20 protein-coding genes are annotated in these 21,508 nt (G+C 74.1%); 9 read left to right on the top strand and 11 right to left on the bottom strand.

All coding sequences use genetic code 11. From position 1 onward, the window contains the following. The first annotated feature begins 135 nt into the window (after nucleotides 1-135). Entirely contained in the window at nucleotides 136-1,176 is a 1,041-nt protein-coding gene (locus ACZ5WG_RS06040) for an NUDIX hydrolase (RefSeq protein ID WP_468720994.1), read from the top strand. A gap of 46 nt (nucleotides 1,177-1,222) precedes the next feature. On the opposite strand, the gene ACZ5WG_RS06035 is transcribed toward ACZ5WG_RS06040, so the two are convergent. After that, complete coding sequence (locus ACZ5WG_RS06035; RefSeq protein ID WP_468720992.1) at nucleotides 1,223-1,924, bottom strand: MBL fold metallo-hydrolase; 702 nt, start codon at nucleotides 1,922-1,924, stop codon at nucleotides 1,223-1,225. A gap of 74 nt (nucleotides 1,925-1,998) precedes the next feature. Beyond that, complete coding sequence (locus ACZ5WG_RS06030; protein ID WP_468720990.1) at nucleotides 1,999-3,363, bottom strand: M20/M25/M40 family metallo-hydrolase; 1,365 nt, start codon at nucleotides 3,361-3,363, stop codon at nucleotides 1,999-2,001. Between the two features lie 254 nt (nucleotides 3,364-3,617). Between ACZ5WG_RS06030 and ACZ5WG_RS06025 the strand changes: the two genes are divergently transcribed. Next, on the top strand, nucleotides 3,618-4,871 hold the full coding sequence (locus tag ACZ5WG_RS06025) for a geranylgeranyl reductase family protein (protein WP_468721455.1): 1,254 nt from the start codon (nucleotides 3,618-3,620) through the stop codon (nucleotides 4,869-4,871). A gap of 209 nt (nucleotides 4,872-5,080) precedes the next feature. Here the strand turns inward: ACZ5WG_RS06025 and ACZ5WG_RS06020 are convergent, their stop codons facing one another. Continuing rightward, a complete protein-coding gene (locus ACZ5WG_RS06020; protein ID WP_468720988.1) occupies nucleotides 5,081-5,542 on the bottom strand; it encodes a nitroreductase/quinone reductase family protein in 462 nt (153 codons plus the stop codon). Nucleotides 5,543-5,689: 147 nt separating this feature from the next. Between ACZ5WG_RS06020 and ACZ5WG_RS06015 the strand changes: the two genes are divergently transcribed. The 3 genes from ACZ5WG_RS06015 to ACZ5WG_RS06005 all read left to right on the top strand — a co-directional run bounded on the left by ACZ5WG_RS06015 (nucleotide 5,690) and on the right by ACZ5WG_RS06005 (nucleotide 7,952). Continuing rightward, nucleotides 5,690-6,388, top strand: a complete 699-nt coding sequence (locus ACZ5WG_RS06015) for a TetR/AcrR family transcriptional regulator (protein ID WP_468720986.1) — start codon at nucleotides 5,690-5,692, stop codon at nucleotides 6,386-6,388. 140 nt (nucleotides 6,389-6,528) lie between these two features. Then, entirely contained in the window at nucleotides 6,529-7,473 is a 945-nt protein-coding gene (locus ACZ5WG_RS06010) for a spherulation-specific family 4 protein (RefSeq protein ID WP_468720985.1), read from the top strand. A 140-nt stretch (nucleotides 7,474-7,613) separates the two neighbouring features. Further along, entirely contained in the window at nucleotides 7,614-7,952 is a 339-nt protein-coding gene (locus ACZ5WG_RS06005) for a hypothetical protein (RefSeq protein ID WP_468720983.1), read from the top strand. Nucleotides 7,953-8,126: 174 nt separating this feature from the next. On the opposite strand, the gene ACZ5WG_RS06000 is transcribed toward ACZ5WG_RS06005, so the two are convergent. Next, nucleotides 8,127-8,378, bottom strand: a complete 252-nt coding sequence (locus ACZ5WG_RS06000; protein WP_468720981.1) for a DUF6332 family protein — start codon at nucleotides 8,376-8,378, stop codon at nucleotides 8,127-8,129. A 55-nt stretch (nucleotides 8,379-8,433) separates the two neighbouring features. After that, a complete protein-coding gene (locus ACZ5WG_RS05995; RefSeq protein WP_468720980.1) occupies nucleotides 8,434-9,180 on the bottom strand; it encodes a maleylpyruvate isomerase family mycothiol-dependent enzyme in 747 nt (248 codons plus the stop codon). 36 nt (nucleotides 9,181-9,216) lie between these two features. Between ACZ5WG_RS05995 and ACZ5WG_RS05990 the strand changes: the two genes are divergently transcribed. Together ACZ5WG_RS05990 and ACZ5WG_RS05985 are read left to right on the top strand one after the other, a co-directional pair. Next, nucleotides 9,217-9,900 carry an alpha-ketoglutarate-dependent dioxygenase AlkB family protein gene (locus ACZ5WG_RS05990; RefSeq protein ID WP_468720979.1) on the top strand — a complete coding sequence of 228 codons (684 nt, stop codon included), beginning with the start codon at nucleotides 9,217-9,219 and terminating at the stop codon, nucleotides 9,898-9,900. 44 nt (nucleotides 9,901-9,944) lie between these two features. After that, the gene (locus tag ACZ5WG_RS05985; RefSeq protein ID WP_468720977.1) at nucleotides 9,945-11,264 is read left to right on the top strand and encodes an ROK family protein; all 1,320 of its coding nucleotides are present in this window, start codon (nucleotides 9,945-9,947) and stop codon (nucleotides 11,262-11,264) included. Between the two features lie 219 nt (nucleotides 11,265-11,483). Here the strand turns inward: ACZ5WG_RS05985 and ACZ5WG_RS05980 are convergent, their stop codons facing one another. Continuing rightward, entirely contained in the window at nucleotides 11,484-12,032 is a 549-nt protein-coding gene (locus ACZ5WG_RS05980; RefSeq protein WP_468720975.1) for an ATP-binding protein, read from the bottom strand. 198 nt (nucleotides 12,033-12,230) lie between these two features. On the opposite strand from ACZ5WG_RS05980, the gene cds1 reads away from it, so the two are divergent. Next, entirely contained in the window at nucleotides 12,231-13,367 is a 1,137-nt protein-coding gene (cds1, locus tag ACZ5WG_RS05975; protein ID WP_468720973.1) for an L-cysteine desulfhydrase Cds1, read from the top strand. A gap of 37 nt (nucleotides 13,368-13,404) precedes the next feature. Here the strand turns inward: cds1 and ACZ5WG_RS05970 are convergent, their stop codons facing one another. Then, nucleotides 13,405-13,902 (bottom strand): SRPBCC family protein, encoded by a 498-nt coding sequence (locus ACZ5WG_RS05970; protein ID WP_468720972.1) that lies wholly within the window; start codon nucleotides 13,900-13,902, stop codon nucleotides 13,405-13,407. A gap of 73 nt (nucleotides 13,903-13,975) precedes the next feature. Between ACZ5WG_RS05970 and ACZ5WG_RS05965 the strand changes: the two genes are divergently transcribed. Continuing rightward, on the top strand, nucleotides 13,976-16,660 hold the full coding sequence (locus tag ACZ5WG_RS05965; protein WP_468720970.1) for a hypothetical protein: 2,685 nt from the start codon (nucleotides 13,976-13,978) through the stop codon (nucleotides 16,658-16,660). On the opposite strand, the gene ACZ5WG_RS05960 is transcribed toward ACZ5WG_RS05965, so the two are convergent. From ACZ5WG_RS05960 to ACZ5WG_RS05945, 4 genes are all read right to left on the bottom strand, one after another. Next, the gene (locus ACZ5WG_RS05960; RefSeq protein ID WP_468720969.1) at nucleotides 16,602-19,052 is read right to left on the bottom strand and encodes a right-handed parallel beta-helix repeat-containing protein; all 2,451 of its coding nucleotides are present in this window, start codon (nucleotides 19,050-19,052) and stop codon (nucleotides 16,602-16,604) included. The genes ACZ5WG_RS05965 and ACZ5WG_RS05960 overlap by 59 nt on opposite strands. A 132-nt stretch (nucleotides 19,053-19,184) precedes the next feature. Beyond that, a complete protein-coding gene (locus ACZ5WG_RS05955; protein WP_468720967.1) occupies nucleotides 19,185-19,802 on the bottom strand; it encodes an Rv1733c family protein in 618 nt (205 codons plus the stop codon). Nucleotides 19,803-20,061: 259 nt separating this feature from the next. Then, nucleotides 20,062-20,886, bottom strand: a complete 825-nt coding sequence (locus ACZ5WG_RS05950) for an MOSC domain-containing protein (RefSeq protein ID WP_468720966.1) — start codon at nucleotides 20,884-20,886, stop codon at nucleotides 20,062-20,064. 54 nt (nucleotides 20,887-20,940) lie between these two features. Then, complete coding sequence (locus ACZ5WG_RS05945) at nucleotides 20,941-21,450, bottom strand: DUF6643 family protein (RefSeq protein ID WP_468720964.1); 510 nt, start codon at nucleotides 21,448-21,450, stop codon at nucleotides 20,941-20,943. Between the last annotated feature and the right edge of the window lie 58 nt (nucleotides 21,451-21,508).

Here is a 21,508-nt window from a genome sequence, read left to right as displayed (position 1 = left end):
CGGAATCCTCCGGAAGCGTCGGGGTACGGCTCTGACCTTGAGGATAAGCACTGGGCCGATGAGCGGGTTTCCATGGCAGGGTGATGCGGGCAAGCCACTGGGGGCTCCGGACGAGCCATGGGGAGAGGGGTAGACGTGATTGTCTGGATCAACGGCACATTCAGCGCCGGGAAGACCAGCACGGCCCGCGAACTGACCGGGATCCTGCCGGACAGCACCCTGTACGACCCGGAGCTCGTCGGGGACGCACTACGCCAACTGCTGCCGCGCAAACGCCTCGCGGAGGTCTCCGACTACCAGGACCTGCCGAGCTGGCGGCGCCTGGTGGTGGACACGGCCGCGGCGATGCTCGCGGAGCTGGGCGGGGTGCTGGTCGTACCGATGACGCTGCTGCGGCAGGAGTACCGGGACGAGATCTTCGGCGGGCTCGCGGCGCGCCGGATACCGGTGCGGCATGTGCTGCTCGCCCCGGAGGAAACGATCCTGCGGGAGCGGATCGCGACGCGGGAGGAGCCGGGCGACCCGGCCGACGTGGACGTGCGGGTCCGGCAGTGGGCGTACGACCACATCCCCGCGTACCAGCAGGCGCTGGGCAGCTGGCTCGCGGCGGACGCGCACGTCATCGACAACGGGGGTTTGACCGTACGGGAGACGGCCGAGCGGATCGCCGAAGCCGTACGCACGGACGCGGCCCGGGTCTGCGACATCGTGCAGACGCCGGAACCGACGCGGGAGACGGTGGCGGCGGGGGTGCTGCTCTTCGACGACGAGGACCGGGTGCTGCTGGTCGATCCGACGTACAAGCCGGGTTGGGAGTTCCCGGGCGGGGTGGTGGAGGCGGGCGAGGCGCCGGGGTGTGCGGGGGTGCGGGAGGTCGCGGAGGAACTGGGCCTGACGCTGGACGCCGTACCGGGGCTGCTGGTCGTGGACTGGGAGCCGCCGATGCCTCCTGCGTACGGGGGGCTGCGGCTGCTGTTCGACGGGGGCCGCCTCTCGGCCGCCGCCGCGGCCGGGCTCCGGCTGCCGGGCCCGGAGCTGCGGGCGTGGCGGTTCGTGACGGAGGAGGAGGCTGCCGGGCTGCTGCCCCCGGTGCGCTACGAGCGGCTGCGCTGGGCCCTGCGGGCCCGGGAGCGGGGCCGCCCCCTGTACCTGGAGGCGGGCCGCCCCACCCCGTAATCCGGCGGGCCCGGGAGCCTCCCTCCCGGGCCCGCAGGGGGAGCGGCTACGGAAGGACCGGTTCCGACTCCGTTGCCGCGAGGAGGGTGGCCGCCGTGTCCTTCGTCAGCGGGTCGCCGTGGCCGAAGCAGGCCACTGACGGGGACAGCGCCGCGAGGCGGCGGAAGGAGGCCTGGGCCTCGTCACGGTCCACGTTGAAGACGCCCAGCATCACCTGGCCCACCCCCGCGATGCAGTCGCCCGCGAACAGCACGCCGTGGCGCGGCAGGTGGATGCCGATGCTGCCCGGCGTGTGGCCCGGGGCGTGGACCACCACCGCGCCGTCGCCGAACGGGAGCACCTCGCCGTCCTCGACCTCGCGGTCGACCCGCGTCGGCGGCGCCTCGGGGACCGTCAGGCCGTGCTCGTACAGCGGGATCTCCCAGTCCAGCAGGACCGGCTCCGGCACCGGGAGCTCACCGCGGATCACCGGAGCCTCCAGCCGGTGCGCCACCACCTGCGCGCCCCACCGGGCGGCGAGTTCGTCCGCGGCGCCGATGTGGTCGCGGTGGCAGTGCGTCAGGACGATCCGCTCCAGCCGCTCCGGGCTCAGCCCGAGGGAGCGGACGGCCTCCTCGATCGCCGCCGCCGATCCGGCATGGCCGGAGTCGATCAGGGTCAGGGCTCCGCCGTCGCGCCACAGGTACGCCTGGCCGATCGGGAAACGGAGCATGTGCAGCCGCTGCGGGAGTACCTCTACAAGATCCATACCCCGAACGTAAGTGCGGCGACTCCGCCCCCGGCACGCCTTTCACCGGGAGCGGAGTTCGCCCGTAGCGCAGATCAGCCGCGCTTGGACTCCGCGTAGTTGACGAGGAACAGGGCCTCCGCGACCGAGAGGCGCTCCAGCTCCTCCGGGGAGACGCTCTCGTTCACCGCGTGAATCTGGGCCTCCGGCTCGCTCAGCCCGATCAGCAGCATCTCCGCCTCCGGGTAGAGCGTGGTCAGCGTGTTGCACAGCGGAATCGATCCGCCCATGCCCGCGACCTGCATCTCCTGGCCCGGGTACGCCACCTGCATGGCCGCGGCCATCGACGCGTACGCCGGGCTGCTCGTGTCCGCCTGGAACGGCTGGCCCTGGCCCACGACCTCGAGTTCGAGGTGCGCCTGCCACGGGGTGTGCGCCACCAGGTGGGCCTCCAGCAGCTTGATGGCCTCGGCCGTGTCCACGCCCGGCGGTACGCGCAGGCTGATCAGCGCGCCGGCACTCGCGTGCACCGAGGGGGTGGCGCCGACCACCGGCGGGCAGTCGATGCCGAGCACGGTGACGGCCGGGCGGGCCCACAGCCGGTCCGCGATCGTGCCCTCGCCGATCAGCTCGACCCCGTCCAGCACCTTCGCGTCGGCGCGGAAGTCCGCCTCCGGGTACTGCAGGCCCTCCCAGACCGCGTCCGAGGCCAGGCCGTCCACCGTGGTCGAACCGTCCGCGGCGCGCAGCGAGTCCAGCAGCCGGATCAGCGCGGCCAGCGCGTCGGGGGCGACACCGCCGAACATGCCGGAGTGCAGGTTGCCGCCGAGGGTGTCGATCTTCACCTTGATCAGGGTCATGCCGCGCAGGGTCGCCGTCACCGTCGGCAGGCCGAGCCGGAAGTTGCCCGCGTCGCCGATGACGACCGTGTCGGCGCTCAGCAGCTCCGGGTGCGCCTCGGCGTACTGCTGGAGACCGCCGGTGCCCTGCTCCTCCGAGCCCTCGACGATCACCTTCACGCTCACCGGCACACCGCCGTTGGCCTTCAGCGCGCGCAGCGCCAGCAGGTGCATGATGAACCCGCCCTTGCAGTCCGCGGCGCCGCGCCCGTACCAGCGGCCGTCACGCTCGGTCAGCTCGAAGGCGGGGGAGATCCAGGCGGCGTCGTCCAGCGGCGGCTGCACGTCGTAGTGCGCGTACAGGAGAACGGTCGGCGCACCCTCCGGGCCGGGCAGGAAGCCGTACACCGACTGGGTGCCGTCCGGGGTGTCCAGGAGGGACACGTTCTGGAAGCCCTCGGCGCGCAGCGCGTCGGCCACCCAGTTCGCCGCGCCCTGGCTCTCGCTCTGCGGGAACTGCGCCCAGTCCGCCACCGACTGGAAGGCCACCAGCTCGGTCAGCTCCTGCTTGGCGCGGGGCATCATCGAGGCGATGGTCTCGGCGATCGGATTCTGGGACATGGGCACGCTCCTCTTGGGTGCGACGTTGTGTACGTGTACGCCGCCCGCATCCGCGTCGTGGGCGTATGCGGGGTACGTCGAAAGACAGTCCCGATCCTCGCACAGCAGGACGGGGCGGACTCGCGCCGTAGGATTTCCCTGCATCGGAGCAACCGCATGATCAGGAGCAGCAGCACATCGTGAGCAGCGACGACAGCACCGTCGGGGGACCCGACTCAGCAGCAGGGCAGGCCGCTCAGGGGGCGGGGGACGGGATGGCCGGGAGTGCCGGGGGAACCGGCGAGGTGTGGGACGTGGTCGTGGTCGGGGCCGGACCGGCCGGCGCCTCGGCCGCGTTCGCGGCGGCGACGGCCGGGCGGCGCGTACTGCTGCTGGAGAAGGCCGAGCTGCCCCGGTACAAGACCTGCGGCGGCGGGATCATCGGCCCTTCGCGCGATGCCCTCCCGCCGGGTTTCGTCCTGCCGTTCAAGGACCGCATCCACGCGGTCACCTTCTCGCTGAACGGGAAGCTGACCCGGACCCGCCGTTCGCGGCAGATGCTGTTCGGGCTCATCAACCGGCCCGAGTTCGATGCCGCGCTGGTCGCCGAGGCCGAGAAGGCCGGCGCCACCGTCCGTACGGGTACGGCCGTCGCGCGGGTCGAACAGCACGGGGCGGCAGTGCCCGACCGGCGCACGGTCGCCGTGGTGCTCGCCGACGGGGAGACCGTCCTGGCGCGCGCGGTGGTCGGCGCCGACGGCAGTGCGAGCCGGATCGGCGCGCACGTCGGGGTCGAGATGGACCAGGTGGACCTCGGCCTGGAGGCGGAGATCCCGGTCCCGGAGACGGTCGCCGAGGACTGGAAGGGGCGGGTGCTCCTCGACTGGGGCCCGCTGCCCGGCAGTTACGGCTGGGTCTTCCCCAAGGGCGACGTCCTCACCGTCGGGGTCATCTCGGCGAAGGGCGACGGCGCCGCGACCAAGCAGTACCTGGAGGACTTCATCGCCCGCCTCGGACTCGCCGGCTTCGAACCCGCCGTCTCCTCCGGGCACCTGACCCGCTGCCGCAAGCCCGATTCGCCGCTTTCGCGCGGCCGGGTACTGGTCGCGGGGGACGCGGCCGGACTGCTGGAGCCGTGGACCCGGGAGGGCATCTCCTTCGCGCTGCGCTCGGGCCGGCTGGCCGGGGAGTGGGCCGTGAAGATCTCCGAGGCGCAGGACGCGGTCGACGCACGCCGCCAGGCCCTCAACTACGCGTTCGCGGTCAAGGCCGGACTGGGCGTGGAGATGAGCGTCGGCAAGCGGATGCTGACCGCCTTCGAGGCCCGGCCGGGGCTGATGCACGCGGCGATCACCGGTTTCCGCCCGGCATGGCGGGCCTTCGCCCGGATCACCCGGGGTGCGACGACGCTGCCCGACCTGGTGCGGACGTACCCGATGGCCCGCAAGGCGCTGCACGCCCTGGACGGCAGGCAAGCGCGGAACCGGGCGCAGGGGCAGGAGCAGGAGCAGGAGCGGGAGCAGGCTTAAGGGGTCGCGGGCCGGGGCCGGGACCGGGTCGGGGGAGCAGGTCCGGGGGCAGGGCCGACGGCTGGGTCCGGGCCGCGAGGGCCTGCCTCTTCCGGGCCGGTGCGCGGACGATGGTGGCGGTCTTGGGTGGCGGTCTTGCCGGGAGTGCGGGCAAGGCCGCCGCTGTGTCGGTACGGGTGCGGCGGGTGGAGCGCGGTGCGCCCTGACCGTCAGTTCGACATCGTGATCCGGAAGACCGGGTGGTCGCCGGCCGCCGCCTGGAGCTCTGCGTCGGAGGAGTCCGCGGTCACGCCCTGGAAGAACCGGTTGACCTCCCAGCCCCACTTCGCCAGGTAGGCGCGCAGTACGGCGGCCTTCTGCGCCGGGTCGGTGAGCTCGGCGACCGTGAAGGTGCGCACCTTGCGGCCCACGCGCAGCTCGCCGCCGCCCGCCACCCGCATGTTGCGGACCCACTGGGAGTGGCCGCGCGCCGACACCAGGTACTGCTCGCCCTCGAACGTGTGCGGGTTGACCGGGATCCGCTGCATCTGGCCGGACTTGCGGCCGCGCACCGACAGCTCGGCGGTGCCGGCCAGGCTGATGCCGAACCGGGCCAGCTTTCCGAAGAGGGAGTTGAAGCGGGTGGCGAGCGGGCCGGCCTGGACGTAGTACGGGGTGGGCCTGCTGCTCATGACTGCCTCCGGCGTCGAGGGGAGAGCGGTGCTCTCGCTTGAGATCAGTGTGCACGGATTGCTGCACCAAAGCAAGAGCACCGCTCTCGAAATGGATTGGCGATCCCGCTTTTGGGCACTGCTCTGACTTCGTGGCACACTGCTCGTATGAGTACCGTGCGCGGGGCCCGGGAGAGGGCCCGTATCGAGGTCACCGCCGCCATCAAGGACGAGGCGCGCCGCATGCTGGCGGCCGAGGGCGCCGCCAAGCTCTCGCTGCGCGCCGTGGCCCGCGAGCTGGGCATGGTCTCCTCCGCCCTCTACCGCTACTTCCCCAGCCGCGACGAGCTCCTCACCGCCCTCATCGTCGACGCCTACGACAGCATCGGCGCCGCCGCCGAGCAGGCCGACGCCCGCGCCCTCGCCGCCGCTGTCCCGCCCCGCGGGCGCTGGATCGCCGTCTGCGAGGCCGTCCGGGCGTGGGCGCTGGAGCACCCGCACGAGTACTCCCTCATCTACGGCTCCCCGGTCCCCGGGTACAGCGCCCCCATGGACACCGTCGGCCCCGCCTCCCGCGTCGGCAACACCCTCATCGCCATCGTCCGCGCCGCCCACGCGGGCCGCGGCCTCGCCCTCCCGCCGCTGCCCGCCGACCTGCGCCCCGAGGCCGTCCGGATGACCGCGGACTTCGCCGAAGGGCTGCCGCCCGAGGTCACCGCCGCCCTGGTCGCCGCCTGGGCGCAGCTGGTCGGGCTCGTCTCCTTCGAGCTGTTCGGCCAGTTCAACCGGGTCGTCGAGGACCGCGCCACCTTCTTCACGCACGCCGCGGGCCAGCTGGCCCACGGGGTCGGGCTGCCCGCCGTATGACCGCGGCTCACATGATGAGGTGACAGATCGCTTGTCTGTTCCTCGTATCAATGAGAGTGGTTCGGCTTTCACCGAACGGGCGCCCGTCTAGTGTTCGTCGGGTCGTGCTCCTGCCCCCGCCCCTCGTCGGAGGAACAGCCATGGCCCGCGCAGTGAAGGCCCTCTACGCCGTCCTGATCACCTCCTTACTGGCCGCCCCGGCGCCCGCCGTGACCGCCTCGGCCGGCACGGGCGACGTGGCAGCGGCCGAGGACGCCGCCCCGGCCCCCAGACCCCGGATAGCCGGCGTGCGGGGCCTGGAGATCGGCGTCCCCGCGTACGCGTGGGCCGGCGACCCCATGCTCGGCGACCTCGTCGCCACCACACCCGCCGCCTCCGTGGTCGTCCTCAACCCCGGCAACGGGGACGCCCCCTTCGACGCGCCCTGGCAGGCCCGCGCCGACGTGCTGCGCGCCGGGACCACCGCCACCGGCGAGAAGACCAAGGTCCTCGGCTACGTCCACACCGACCACGGCAGCCGCGACATCGCCGCCGTCAAGGCCTCCGTCGACAACTACCTCAAGACCCGCGACGGCCGCCTGCACGTGGACGGCATCTTCTTCGACGTGGTCAGCCGCGACTGCGGCCCCGGCAACGCCACCCGCGACCACTACGCAGAGCTGCGCGCGTACGTACAGGACACCATGAACGCCGCCGATCCCACCGCTGCGGACCTGGTGGTCGACAACCCCGGCACCGCCATCGCCGACTGCTACCTGGAGCCGGGCCACCGCACCGCGGACGTCTTCGTCACCTACGAGGACACGTACGCCGCGTACACGGGCGGCGGCTGGCTCGGCGGGAACGTCTTCGGCGCCTCGGGCGGCTACCGCCCCGGCACGGAACTCGACCCGGCCGGCACAGCGTTCTGGCACCTCGTCCACGCGGTCCCGGACCCCGCCGCCATGCGCACCACCCTCCGCACGGCCTTCGGCCGCGGCGCGGGCTACGCGTACGCGACCGGCACGCTCATGCCGAACCCGTGGGACGAGTCGCCGAGTTGGAAGTTCCGCAGCCAGACCGCGTACGCCGCCACCGTGGGCTGATCGCGTCGCCCGCGGCCCAAGGGCGGACTTTCGGCAGTGCCGAGGGCCCGGGGCGATTCCGTAGGGTCGCCCCGGGCGAGCAATGATCGAAAATTCCCTGGCCCGCACCCGTCCCGGCAGCTGCTCCGGCCGTCGGGACCGTGGCCGCTGCCGGCGCCGCCGCGGGCACGGGCAGCGGCTGGTGGGTGATGCCCGAGGCGGGCTGCGCGTTCCTCGCCGGCGGACGGCCCGGGCGGGCGCGGAGCACGCCACTGGCGCTGGCCGCGGTGGTCGCGGCCGCCATCGTGGCGGTGGCCCTCGTACCGGCCTGGCTCGTGTGGGCCAGCACCCGGTACCCGGTGGCCGAAGCACCGCCGGTGACGCGCACCGCCCCGGCCGTGCCGAGGCCGCCGTCGGGCGCCGGCCAGAGCACGGCCCCGGCCCCCGTCGTAGCCGCCGCGCCCGCCAGCACGGCCCGCCGGCCCGTCCATACCGCGTGAGCATGTCCATGGCGCCGACGGTAGGAATCCCGCAGGCCGGGCACCCCCGCCGAACGGCGGGCCGCACCCCCGACGATCGCCAGGGGTGTGCTGCCGCCCGCCCGCCCGCCCGCCCGGCCGTGACCGGGCCGAGGCCCGAGCACGACCCGGACCAGCACGATCCGAACCAGACGGTCAGCGCCCGTTGTTCTCCGGGCGGCGGGCGAAGCGCCACAGGACGTGGGTGACCCGGAACAGGAACACCACCGCGGCCAGCACCCCGCCCGTCAGGGTCAGGACGGCATCGGTGGTGGGGGAGACGTCGAAGAACAGGGCGGGACCGTACACCGCCCCGAACACGAGGGCGGCCGCGAAGCACGCGCTGACGAAGGCGTAGCCGATCTCTATCGTGATCGCGTCGCGGTCCGCCTGCGTCCGTCTCCCCATCCACGCAGTGTCACAGCACGTACCGTACGGTCACAAGAGGGTCGCAGCGCTCCGGTCAGCCGATGCCGGCCGTCTCGGCCCACTGCCGCGCCAGTGACTCGTCCCCGGCCACCCCCGGGCCCAGCAGCGGGAGACGGTTCCACAGCGCCGCGTACAGCCAGGACGCCTCGCCGGTGACCTCGCAGTCCGCCGTCTCACCCGTGTCGCCCGACACCGTGCGGGGCGGCTCCGGCGACAGGTGCACGGTCCACACCGCGCCCGTGTCGGCGGCGCGGATCCGCAGCACCCGCGGTTCCCCGGTCCGCATCCGGCTGCGCGGCCGTGCATGGAAGCCGGTCAGCAGTTCGTCCACCCCGTCCTCGGCGAACTCCGGCGCCACCGGTGCGAAGACCGCGCCGAGCGCCGCCTCCGCGTCCATCCGGTGCACGGCCGTCTCGTGCGCCTGCCGGCGCGCCCAGAACGCCAGCGGCGACGGCGCGGCCGTCGGCAGGAAGGTCCAGCACTGCACATCCGCCGGAGCGTCGGTCAGCGTCCGGACCAGGGCCTCGTGCGCCTCCCGGTACCAGGCCAGCAGCTCGGAGCCGACCAGCTCGGGGGCGTCCGGGAACGGGCCCGGCTCCACGACGGCGTCCCTGACGTACCCGGCGGCCCACCGGTGCACCGCACCCGTGTGCTGCAGCAGATCGGAAACCCGCCACCCCGGACAGGTGGGCACCGGGGCGTCCGTACCCGCCCGTTCGGCCGTGTCGGCGAGCAACTCGCCCTCCCGTGCAAGGGCCTCCACATACTCTGTGATCTTCATGCGGGCAGTGTCCCACCGACCGGCGACAATGGGGCCATGGACGGGGAACCCGGGGAACTCTTCCCGCGCGAGCGGACCGAGATCGCCCCCGGCGCCGTACACGTGCCCGACTGGCTCGGGCCCGAGCGCCAGCGGGAGCTGCTCGAGGCCTGCCGTGCCTGGGCGCGCCCGCCCGCCGGGCTGCGCACCGTACGGACACCCGGCGGCGGGACGATGACCGCCCGCCAGGTGTGCCTCGGACTGCACTGGTATCCGTACGGGTACGCCCGCACCGCGGTGGACGGCGACGGGGCCCCGGTCAAACCGATGCCCGGCTGGCTCGCGGAGCTGGGGCGCGAGGCGGTGACCGCAACCGGAATCGGAACCGGAACCGGAATCGGAACCGCCGAGGCGTACGACATCGCGCTGATCAACTTCTACGACGGCGACTCCCGCATGGGCATGCACCGCGACGCCGAGGAGAGGTCCGGGGCACCGGTCGTCTCCCTCAGCCTCGGCGATACGTGTGTCTTCCGCTTCGGCAACACCGCCTTCCGCGGACGCCCGTACCAGGACGTGCCGCTGCGCAGCGGCGATCTGTTCGTCTTCGGCGGCCCGGCCCGGCTGGCCTATCACGGGGTGCCGAAGGTCCTGCCCGGCACCGCCCCGCCCTGGCTCGGGCTGGCCGGGCGGCTGAACATCACCCTGCGGGTCGGCGGGCTGGGGACACCCCCCGACTGACCGGCGGCGCCCCGCACACCGCCGCTCATGCGAGGATCGCTGTCATGAACGGCAACGGGGCCCCGCCGCGGGTGGGGGATCTGACCACGGTGTCCGCGCTGTCCGCAGCGTCCGCTGGATCTGCGTCGTCGGCGTCGGCGTCCTCCGCGGCGTCGGCGTCTTCGAGGACCAAGCTGGAGCGGGGCCGCGGCGCCCTCGGCCCGGCGCTGGAGCTCGTCCACACGGGCCGGGCACCGACCCGCGCCGTACTGACGGCCGAGCTCGGCGTCACCCGCGCCACCGCCGGGGCCGTCGCCGCCGAGCTCGAGGCGCTCGGCCTGATCCGCGTGGACTCCCGCCCGGGCGGCGCGGGCGGCACCCAGGGCCGCCCCTCGCACCGGCTCTCCATCGACGAGAACGGCCCCGTGGCGCTGGCCGCGCAAGTGCACCCAGACGGGTTCCGGGCCGCGCTGGTCGGACTCGGCGGCCGGATCGTGGCCACCGCCCCGGGCAAGGTCACCGTCTCCGCGGATCCGGCGCAGGTGCTGGGCGCCGTCGTCGAGGCGGGTGCGGCGCTCCTCGCCGACACCGGCCGCCGCTGCATCGGTGCGGGACTCGCGGTCCCGTCGGCGGTCGCGGAGCCGGACGGTACGGCGCTCAACCCGCTGCACCTGGCCTGGCCGGCCGGGTCTCCCGTACGGGCCGTGTTCGCCGAGTGCGTGAAGGCGGCCGGGATCGACGGCCCGGCGCTGACCGGCAATGACGTCAACCTGGCCGCGCTCGCCGAGCACCGGCACGGCGCGGGCCGCAGCGCCCAGCACCTGCTGTGCGTGGCCACGGGCCACCGCGGGGTGGGCGGGGCGCTGGTGCTGGACGGCCGCCTGCACAGCGGGAGTTCGGGCCTGGCCCTGGAGGTCGGCCACCTCACCGTCAACCCGGAGGGGCGGCCCTGCCACTGCGGCGGCCGAGGCTGCCTGGACGTGGAGGCGGACCCGCTGGCCTTCCTGACCGCGGCGGGCCGCACCCCGGGCCCCGAGGTGTCGCTGCTCCAGCAGGCCCGCGACCTGCTGCGCGAGGAGTACGCGGAGCCGGCGGTACGGGCGGCCGCCGAGGAGCTCATCGACCGGCTGGGCCTGGGCCTCGCGGGGCTCGTGAACATCCTGAACCCGGACCGGATCATCCTGGGCGGCCTGCACCGGGAGCTGCTGCACGCGGACCCGGAGCGGCTGCGCGCGGTGGTCGCGGACCGCAGCCTGTGGGGCCGCAGCGGGGGAGTACCGATCCTGCCGTGCACCCTGGATCACAACAGCCTGGTCGGCGCGGCGGAACTGGCCTGGCAGCCGGTGCTGGACGACCCGCTGGGGGCCCTGGGGGCGGCGGCTTAAGGGATCCTGGCCGGGCTCGTCACCGGGCTCGCCGCCGGGCTCGCCGTCGGCCTCGTCACCGGGCTCGTCACCCGGCTCGCCGCCCGGCTCGCCGCCCGGTTCACCGCCCGGTTCACCGCCCGGCTCACCGCCCGGCTCACCGCCGGGGCGGCGATGCAGGGCCGGCCGGCGCCCTGGCGGCGAGCCGGGCGGCGAGCCCTGGGGGCGGCGGCGGAACCCTCACCCGGGCCTGGCGCCGACCGACGCCGCCACCGACATGCCGGTCGGGACGGCGCCCGGGTCCACGGCGACGACCACCGCCGGCACGGGTTCTCGTACGGGCATGGATCCGTTGCCGATCGGACGCTGCTGCGGCGATGCCGCCGGGGCGGCGCGGAGCGAGAACCACACCACCTTGCCGGGGCCGTCGGCCTGGTTCCGCGCGCCCCAGGCCTCGCTGACGGCCGCGACCAGCGCGAGCCCGCGCCCGCAGGTCTCCAGGGCGTCCGCGGCCGCCTCCCGCAGGACGGGAAGCCGCGGATCGCTGTCGTACACCGAGACCGTGAGCCGCCCCAGCCGCAGCTCGATCTCGACCGTGCACGTCTTGTCCGGCTGCGCGTGGCGGTGGACGTTGCTGAGCAGCTCCGTCACACCGAGCGCGGCGCGGTCGATGAGCGGATCGAGCTGCCAGTGGCGCAGTTGCGCTGAAACGATCCTTCGGATCTGCCCGATCCGGGACGGCAAGGCCTGCAGTTCTACGACGCAGTGCCTGCGGGAATGACTTATCACGGCTGCGACTCCCCGACATGAGTGTTACGGGTGCTGCACCCTCAGTAATGCTCCACCAGGGTCACCCACGGTGCCCGTGTATGCAACCGAACGCGATCGAAAGCGATCCGCATAGATACCCAAAGTGACTGTTTGTGCAGGTGAGGGAGGTACATTGCGAAAGCAGGGGGCGAAGAACCGCACGAAGGAGCAAGGCGCATGAGCACCACCCGTACCTCCGGTACGACGGCTACGACGATCGACGTCGACCGTAGCGACGCGGACTACCGCGCCTGGCTGAAGGAGGCCGTCCGCAAGGTCCAGGCCGACGCCAACCGCTCCGCCGACACCCACCTGCTGCGCTTCCCGCTCCCCGAGGAATGGGGCATCGACCTCTACCTCAAGGACGAGTCCACGCACCCGACGGGCTCCCTCAAGCACCGCCTCGCGCGCTCGCTGTTCCTCTACGCGCTGTGCAACGGCTGGATCCGGCCCGGCCGTCCGGTCATCGAGGCCTCGTCCGGTTCGACCGCCGTCTCCGAGGCGTACTTCGCCAAGCTCATCGGCGTTCCGTTCATCGCCGTCATGCCGCGCACGACGAGCCCGGAGAAGTGCCGCCTCATCGAATTCCACGGCGGGGAATGCCATTTCGTGGACGACTCGATGAAGATGTACGAGGAGTCGGCGGAGCTCGCCGCCCGAACGGGCGGGCACTACATGGACCAGTTCACGTACGCCGAGCGGGCGACGGACTGGCGCGGCAACAACAACATCGCAGAATCGATGTACCAGCAGCTGCAGTTGGAGCGGTATCCGGAGCCCGCGTGGATCGTGGCGACGGCCGGAACCGGCGGTACGTCCGCGACCATCGCGCGCTACGTGCACTACATGCAGCACGACACCCGCGTCTGCGTCCCGGACCCGGAGAACTCCTGCTTCTTCGACGGCTGGACCAACCACGACCCGCACGCGAGCAGCGATTGCGGCTCGCGCATCGAGGGCATCGGCCGGCCGCGGATGGAGCCGAGCTTCGTGCCGGGCGCGATCGACCGGATGATGAAGGTGCCGGATGCGGCGAGCGTCGCCGCGTGCCGGGTGCTGGAGCAGGCCATAGGGCGCAAGGCGGGCGGGTCGACCGGCACGGGCGTGTGGAGCGCCTTGAAGATCATCTCGGAGATGGTGGCCGAGGGGCGCAAGGGCAGCGTGGTCACGCTGCTGTGCGACCCGGGCGACCGCTACCTGGACAAGTACTACTCGGACGAGTGGCTGGCCTCGCAGGGCCTGGACATCGCCCCGTACACGGAGACGCTCGAGACCCTGCTGGCCACGGGCGTCTGGCGCGAGCCGACGGCCTGACCGGCGGGGACCGCCCTGCGCCCGGGCCGGCGGCGTGTCAGGCGCCGCCCGTCGGGCGCCGCGCCGAGAGGCGGGCGTCCAGGGCCCGGACCGCCGAGCGGAACGAGTGGCCCAGGCCCGGACGGGCACCGGTGAGGGCGAGCCGGAAGAGTGCCGGGCCGTCGGCGGCGAAGGTCCAGCGGATCACGGTGCCGGATCCCGGCCCGGCGGGGGCGAGCCGCCACTCCTCCAACAGGGCCCGGACCCCGGGGGCGTTGGTCTCGTCGACCCGGTACGCGTAACGACGCCCGGCATCCGCCGCCATGATCGTCTCCTGGAAGCGGACCCCGCCCACCAGCCGGACCTCCCGGCCCGCACCCCCCTGCGTCGGCCGGGCCAGGGTCACCGCCCCGAACCAGCGCGGCCAGCCCTCGACCTCCTCGGCCAGGGCCCGGTACACGGCCCCGGGCGCCGCCGCCGTCCGCGCGGCGAAGCTCAGGCGGACGGGCGCGTCCTCGATGAAGTCCAGCCCCACCGGGCGGAGTCGGCGTGCCATGGCGGTGCCTCCTGGTGTGTAGCGGAACGTGCGTGCGCGTGTGGTGCGCGTACCATAGCTGGCGCCCCGTCAGATGTCCGCTGCGGCCCCGCCTCCCGGACCGGCCGGTGGCAGGGCCCGGGCCGGAGGACCGCCCGGAGGATCGCCCGGAGGGGGCCTAGGCACGGGGCGTGGCGCGCGGGATGCTGGAGCTGCGCAGATCCCGCCCCCAGCGGAGGCCGCCGTGCCCGACACCCCCAAGCCCCCGCATCCCCTGGCCCTCGAACTCCTCACACCCCCACGGCCCCTGGCCCTCGAACTCCGCGTGCACGGAGTCCACGGTGCACCCCCCGACGAGCTGCTCGGCGACCCGCGCACCGTCCGGATCACCGGGGACTCGACCGCCGCCGTGTTCCGCCGCGCCGCGGACGCCGATGCCGAGGACCATCCCGAGTGGTACGCCGGACGGCCCGTGGTCGAGGCCTACTGCTGGTCCCGGCTCACCTCCGGCAACGGCGCCCGCGCCCTGTGGCTGCTGCTCCTGCCCTTCATGGTGGTCAACCTCGCCCACTGGGCCCGGCCGGCCGCGCCCGCCACCGGTCCGGCACCGCGCGGGGTGCGGACGTACGGGGTCCTCGTACGGGTCCTCGCCCTCAGCCTCACCCTGCTGCTGATCGCGGCCGCCTGCGAGGTCTCGCTCGACCTCCTCGCCTGGCAGTGCGCGGGGTCCACGCACTGCACCGGCTCCCGTTCCTGGCTCGGGTTCCTCGAACCCGGCGGCTGGTGGGGCCAGCCCGGGCGGCGGCTCGCCCTCGGCGCGCTGGTCCCGGCCGCGCTGACCGGGCTGCTGTGGTTCCTGTCGAACCGCACGTGGAGCGCGTACGAGTCCCAGCCACCGCCCGCGGACACGGCCGGTCCCGCAGCCGCCGTCGGCACTGCGCCCGCGCTCGGCCGGCCCGGATTCTGGTACGGGCGGCGCATCGTGGCCCGGCTGCGCGCGGCGCACACCGCCGCCGGGCTGCTCACCGTCGCGGCCGCCGTCGCCGCACCCACCGCCCGCTACGACCGCCGCGCCGGCACCCCCGCGCTCGAGGCCCTCGGCTGGGCCCTGGAGGTGCTGCTCGCCGCCGGGGCCCTCGCCGTCGCCTGGGTCGTCTGCCGGCGCGGCCGCACCGAGGCCCGCGCCGACCACCGCCTCGACCGGGCCGCCGTCACCCTGCTGCCCGGATCCGCCCTCGCGCTGCTCGCCGCCGCCCTGCTGTACGCCGGCTGGTCGCGCCCCGGGTGGACCTCCACCGGACGGCTCCCCGGCGACTTCGCCTTCGGCGCCCTCATGCTCGGACAGGGCTGCTGCGCCCTGCTCCTCGCCGCCGTCGCCGTCCGCCTGTACCGGCTGGCCCCCGACCCGGCGACCGCCCTGTACGGCCTCGGCGGCCCCGCCATCGCCATGCTCGGCTGCGCCCTCGGCGGGGTGATGTCCGGCGGCGTCGCCCAGCGGGTCGCCGACTGGCTGGACGGAACAGGAGCCCCCGGCCCGGCCGGGACTCCGCTGCCCGCGCCGCCCGTGCTGCTGTCCTGGCAGGCCGCCGTACTTCCCCCGCTGCTCCTCGTACTGGCCCTGCTCGCCGCCTGGTTCGCCGTACGCGGTATCCGCACCCGGCGCAGGCTCGCCGCCGGGGTGGCCGCCGAGTACCCGGGAGAGCCGCCCGACGAAGACCGCAGCCGCCGGATCGCCGGGGTCCGGGCCGCCGCCGCGCTCACCGACTCCGCGCCCTGGTTCTTGGCCGCCGTCTCCGGGATCACCCTGCTGCTCGGCGCGGGCGCCCTCGCCGGAGCCTGGATCAGCGGCCGGGTCCCGGGCGAGGCCGCCCGCGGTGCCCACCCGCTGCTGGAGACCGCCGCCCGCGCCGCGCAGGACGCCGGGTCCTGGCTGATCGGCCTCGGCATCGCCGCGTTCGTCACCTGGGGCCGCCGCGCCTACCGGGACCCCGCCGCCCGCCGCACCATCGGCGTGCTGTGGGACGTCGGCACCTTCTGGCCGCGCGCCGCCCACCCGTTCGCGCCACCCTGCTACGCCGAGCGCGCCGTCCCCGACTTGACCTGGCGGATGACCGGCTGGACCGGCCGCACCGGCGGCCGTCTGGTGATCTCCGGTCACTCCCAGGGCAGCGTCCTCGCGGCGGCCGCCGTCTGGCAACTGCCGCCGCAGGTCCGCCGCCGGGTCGCCCTGCTCACGTACGGCTCCCCGCTCCGGCGGCTCTACGGGCGCTGGTTCCCGGCATACTTCGGCCCGGGCGCGCTCGACGCGCTGCACGGCGACGTGGACTGCTGGCGCAACCTCTGGCGCGCCACCGACCCGATCGGCGGCCCGGTCCTCGCCGAGGCCGGCGACACCACGCGCCCGGACGGCCCGATCGGCCCGGCAACCCCCCACGTCCCGGTAGACCCGGCTGCCCCGGTAGGCCCGATCGGCCCGATCGGCCCGGCCGCCCCTGCCGACTCCGTGGACCGGGGGCCGCTCGCCGACCCGCTCGCCTACGGGCGCAGTGCCCGCCACCCGCTGCCCGCACCGATCCTGGGCCACTTCGACTACCAGGCCGACCCCGTCTTCGCCGCCGAACGCGACGCCCTCCTGGCCCGGTTGGCGGGGCCCGCCCGCCGCGCCCGGTCGGCCGCGCCGGCAGGGCCGCCCGCCACACCCGCCGTGCCGGCCCCCAGGGTCAGCAAGGAGCCGGCAGCGCCGGCAGAGCCGGAAGATCCTCCGGGAACAGCAGGGTGAGCTCGTCCGTGCCCGGATCCGACAACTGCGCCACCCGGCCCGCATGCCGCTCGACCATCGACTCGAACGTCTGCCGGGCCGTGCGGCCGTTGCCGAACGCCGGCCCCTTCGGCAGCTCCGTGAAGTACGTCAGCAGCGCCTCGGCGGTGCCCTCGCCGAGCCGGTACTCGTGCTCCTCCGCCTGCTGCTCCACGATCCGCAGCAGTTCCTCCGGCCCGTAGTCGCCGAACGTGATGGTTCGCGAGAACCGCGAGGCCACACCCGGATTGACGGTCAGGAAGCGGTCCATCTCCGCCGTGTACCCGGCGACGATCACCACGACCGCGTCCCGGTGGTCCTCCATCAGCTTCACGAGGGTGTCGATCGCCTCGCGCCCGAAGTCCCGGCCCGAGTCCTCCGGCGCCAGCGCGTACGCCTCGTCGATGAACAGCACCCCGCCTCGCGCCCGCTCGAAGGCCTCCTGGGTACGGATCGCCGTGGAGCCGATGTGCTCACCGACCAGGTCCACGCGGGACACCTCGACCAGGTGGCCGCGCTCCAGGACCCCGAGGGAGGCGAGGATCTCGCCGTAGAGCCGGGCCACCGTCGTCTTGCCGGTACCGGGGGATCCGGTGAACACCAGATGGCGGCGCACCGAGGCGGCCTTGAGGCCCGCCTGCAGGCGCCGCCGGCCCACCTCGATCATGTCGGTGAGCGCCCGCACCTCGCGCTTGACGCTCTCCAAGCCCACCAGTGCGTCGAGCTGGCCCAGCACCTCGCCGGAGCCGCGCGCCGCCGACGACCCGCGGTCCGCCTCCTCCACCGGGCGCGCAGCGGGCACCTGTGCCGTCTGCGCCGCAGGGCTCTGGACCGCGCCGACCGTGCGGATGCCCGCGCGCTCACCGGTGAGGGCCCCGGCCGCGGCCGACTGGGCGGCGAGCCGCGACCCGGACTCGTCGCTCGTGCACTCCTCGGCGAGCGGGCCGTCCTCCGAGAACTCGTAACCCCCACGCGCACAGCGCTCGGTGTGGCAGCGGGTCAGCGTGGTGCGGCAGCCGTCGATGATGTGGAAGCCGAAGCCGGAGCTGCCCGTCACCCGGCAGGAATGGAAGCTTCCGCGACCGCCCGCCGACACGTAGAACCCGGCCTCTGACGGGGAGCTCACCGTGCACCGCTCCAGCGAGGGATCGGCGCCCTTGGTGACGATCACCCCCGTCTGCACCGCGTCGATCGTGCAGTTGGCGAGGGTGCCGCCGCTGCCGTGGTCGCGGAACCAGGCCCCGGTCGCCGCCTCCCGGATCCGGCAGTCGTCGACCTGCGCGGTCGCCCCGTCGCTCACCGAGACGGCCGTGTTGCGCACCTGGGACAGATCGCTGTCGACGACGTCGGCGCGCGAGCCCCGGTCCAGCACGAACACCGCGTCCGGCACGTCGTGCACCCGGCACGAGTTCAGCGAGGCGGTGGCCCCGTCGCTGATCCACACCGCCGGATAGTCGCCCGTGCTGTCGTGGATCTCGCAGGACTCGGCATCCACCCGGGTACCCGGATCCCACACCGACAGACCGTTGCGGCCGAACCGGCGGACGGTGGTGCGGCTGAGCGTGAGCACCGAACGGGAGCGCAGGTCCACTGCGTTCTCCGGGATGTCGTGGATGTCGCAGCCGGCCAGGGTGAGCACCGCGTCCGTGTCGAGGGTGACCCCGTCCGCCGAGGTGCGGTGCACCGCACAGTCGGTGAGCCGGGCCGCCGCGCGCGCGGCGATCTGCACACCGGTGCCCTTGATCTCGTACACCTCGCAGCCCAGCGCCTCCAGGCCCGAACCCTCGCCGGTGACCGCGATGCCCGCGCCCGAAGCATGGTGGATCCGGCAGCGCTCCAGGCGCGGATGCCCGCCGCCGCGGACGGAGACCCCGGCCTGCCCGGCGGCCACCACCTCGCACTCCTCGAACACCCCGCCGCCACCGTCCAGTACGGCGATCCCGACGCCCGTCGGATTCTCCACCGTGCACCGCCGCACCAGGGGGCGGGCCCCGCCGCGCACCTCGATGCCGGCCGCCGACCGGGTGCTCACCCGCAGATCGGTGAGCTCGGGGGAGCCCTCCTCGACGAGCAGCGCGGGCGCCGCCCGGTCCTGCCCCTCCAGGTGCAGGTCCTGGACCACGGCCGAGGCGCGCACCGTCAGCGCGACCCCGTCGAGCGGGGCGATCCGCACCGAACCCACCGAGCCCTCCGGCCCGCGCAGGGTGACGGCGTGGTTGAGCACCAGGTTCTCCCGGTAGGTGCCGGGGGCGATGGACAGCACGTCCCCGTCACCCGCGACGGCGAGCGCGGCGGCCAGCGTCGGATACTCACCGGAGCGGCGCCGCCACCGCGAAGACCCGCCGTGTGTCACCTGGACCGTGCCCTGTGCCATGGTGCTGTCGTGCCCCCGCCCTCGTACTCGCGCTGTCGAAGCGACTGAAACCACCGCCGCCGCCCACCACAGTGGCGGCGATCGACTCCGGCCGCTCCACCGTAGCGCGCGCGGAGCCAGTGAGATGCCAGGTCAGCTGCCCGCGCCCGCCCGGCCCCAGTCCGGACCCGCCGCCGCCCAGGCGCGGTCCAGGCGTGTGTACCGCCGATGCATGAGCCTTCGTACGACGAGCCGGCGGACCGTCTCCACCAGCGCGGCCGCGCCGAGAGCGGCGGCCAGGCCCACCACCGCCGCGTGGGCGCTCGCCGAGGACGCGTCGAGCGGACGCCCCACGAGCCGGCCCTGCGTATCGGTCCATATCCGGAACCGGTCCCCTGCCTGCGGCGGTTCCTCCGCGGCCGGCACCGTGCCCTGGTGGCTGCTGCCGTCGGGCGCCGTCCACGACGCCACGATCTGCGTGCGCTGCGGGCTCTGCCGCTGCGCCGAAGGATCGGCGGCCGTCCCCGCACCCGCGGCCGTCCCCGCAGCCGGCTCGGCGGCCGGCCGGAGCACCACGGCCGGGACGAGGTACCGCTCCTGCCGCTGCTCGCGCGCGGCCCGCTGCAGCGTACCGTCCACCTCCAGGCCCGCGACCGTGCCGACGGCCGGAGCCACCAGCAGGACGCACACCAGCGCCGCGAACGCCACCCACGCCTCGAAGAGATCTGTCGGCCGGCGCAGCGGATTGCGCCGCCAACGCCACACACCCATGGCTGTCCACACGGTCCGGCACCCCCTTTGCCTCCGTCTGCCTGCGGTCCAAGCCTCCCGCATGCCCCGGCAACGCGCATTCCGGGACGCGCGGCAGTCGTGTCACCCGATCCGGTGCACGAAGTCACGGAAGCCGAAGCAGAACTCCCGCACCTTCCCGCCACACCTGTCGAATGCACCAACGGCCCGCCCACGGTGCTTGGTTCCAGCGTTCCCCCAGAGCCCCTCGAAGGTGTCATTCCGAGGGGCCGCCGCGCGTTCACTCCAGGACGCGGACCTCGTCGCCCACCCGCACCGTGCCCACCCGCACCGGGACCAGCTGCCGCCCGAAGGCCAGCGACTTGCCGATCCGCCGGTGCCGGGCCAGGGTCTTGAGCGGCTCCTTGCCCCGCTCCGCCGTCGCCTGGTCGGTGGTCGTGACGATGCACCTCCCGCACTCCCGGGCCCCGCGGAAAACGGCGTCGCCGATCGCGATGCGCCGCCAGCCGTCCTCCGCCCACGCCTCGGCGCCGGCGACCACCAGGCTCGGGCGGAAACGGTTCATCGGCAGCGGACCCTCCTCGGGATGGTCCCCCTGCGCGATCAGCGAGTTGAGCGCGTCCAGCGACGCGAGGGTCGTGAGCAGCACCGGATAGCCGTCGGCGAGGCTCACCGTCTCGCCCGGCAGCGCGTACTCCGGGTCAACGGGCCGCCGCACGGCCGGGTCGTCCATGTGCACCAGCCGCGCCGGAACCCCCAGGTAGGCGCTGAACCAGTCGGCAGCGGCGCTCGCGGCGACCACGGTCTCGACCTTCTTGCCGAACAGCACGACCGGCTCCAGCGGACCCGGCGCCGGCACCTCCACGACCAGCTCGCCCATGCCCGGCGCCGACAGCGCGACGGCGCCGCCCCCCAGCGGACGCGCCGCGGCCAACGCCAGCCGGGGCTGCTGGCGTTGGGTGATGACCGTGCCCTCGGTGTCGGCGAGTGCCCACCGCCGGTCCCCGGACAGACCCCAGGGCTCCACGACCACCTCGTCGGGAGCTGTCCCCGCTACCGACTTGACGGGATGGACGTGGAGCGCCTGGACATACAAGTTCGCCATGGGAGCATCCTGCCAGGAGCTCCCACGCACGCCCCGGCGAAGGTCAGAGGCCCGTCAGTAGCCACGCCCCTGGTACGGGCGGCCGTACGGGTCCTCGTACGAGGCGGCCGGAACCGGAGCCGGAACCGGAACCTGCATCGGGCGCGGTGCGGCCGGACGCATCGCCTCGTACCCGGTGCCCGTGGCCACCGGTCGCGGCTGCTGCTGCGCCTGCTGCATGTAGCCCGCGCGGGCCACGGCGGGCTGCTGCTGCGGGATGTACGGGGCGGGCGCGTTCTGCAGCGGCATCGGCGCGGGCGCCGCCTGCTGCTGGTACGGGTACCCGTACGCAGGGGCCTGCTGCTGCGGCATGGCCGGGGGCAGCGCGGGCATGGACGAGGCGAGGGCCGGGAGGTACCCACCGCTCGAATAGCCGGCGCTCGGGGAGTCGTACGCGGCGGGAACGCGGATCGGGGCGATCTGCGGGGTGCCGCGTTCGGCGACGAGGGAGTCGTAGATGGGGGTGTCCGGGAAGGAGGGCGCGGAGTAGTAACCGCCGCCATAAGTGGAGCGGGGGGAGGTCATGGGACCTAAGTTAAGCCCACGACTTCACCGGGTCCATAGCGAGGTGTGACGAACACCG

This window comes from Streptomyces sp. NPDC032745 (assembly GCF_055579465.1).
This window is presented reverse-complemented; position numbering and strand designations above follow the sequence as displayed.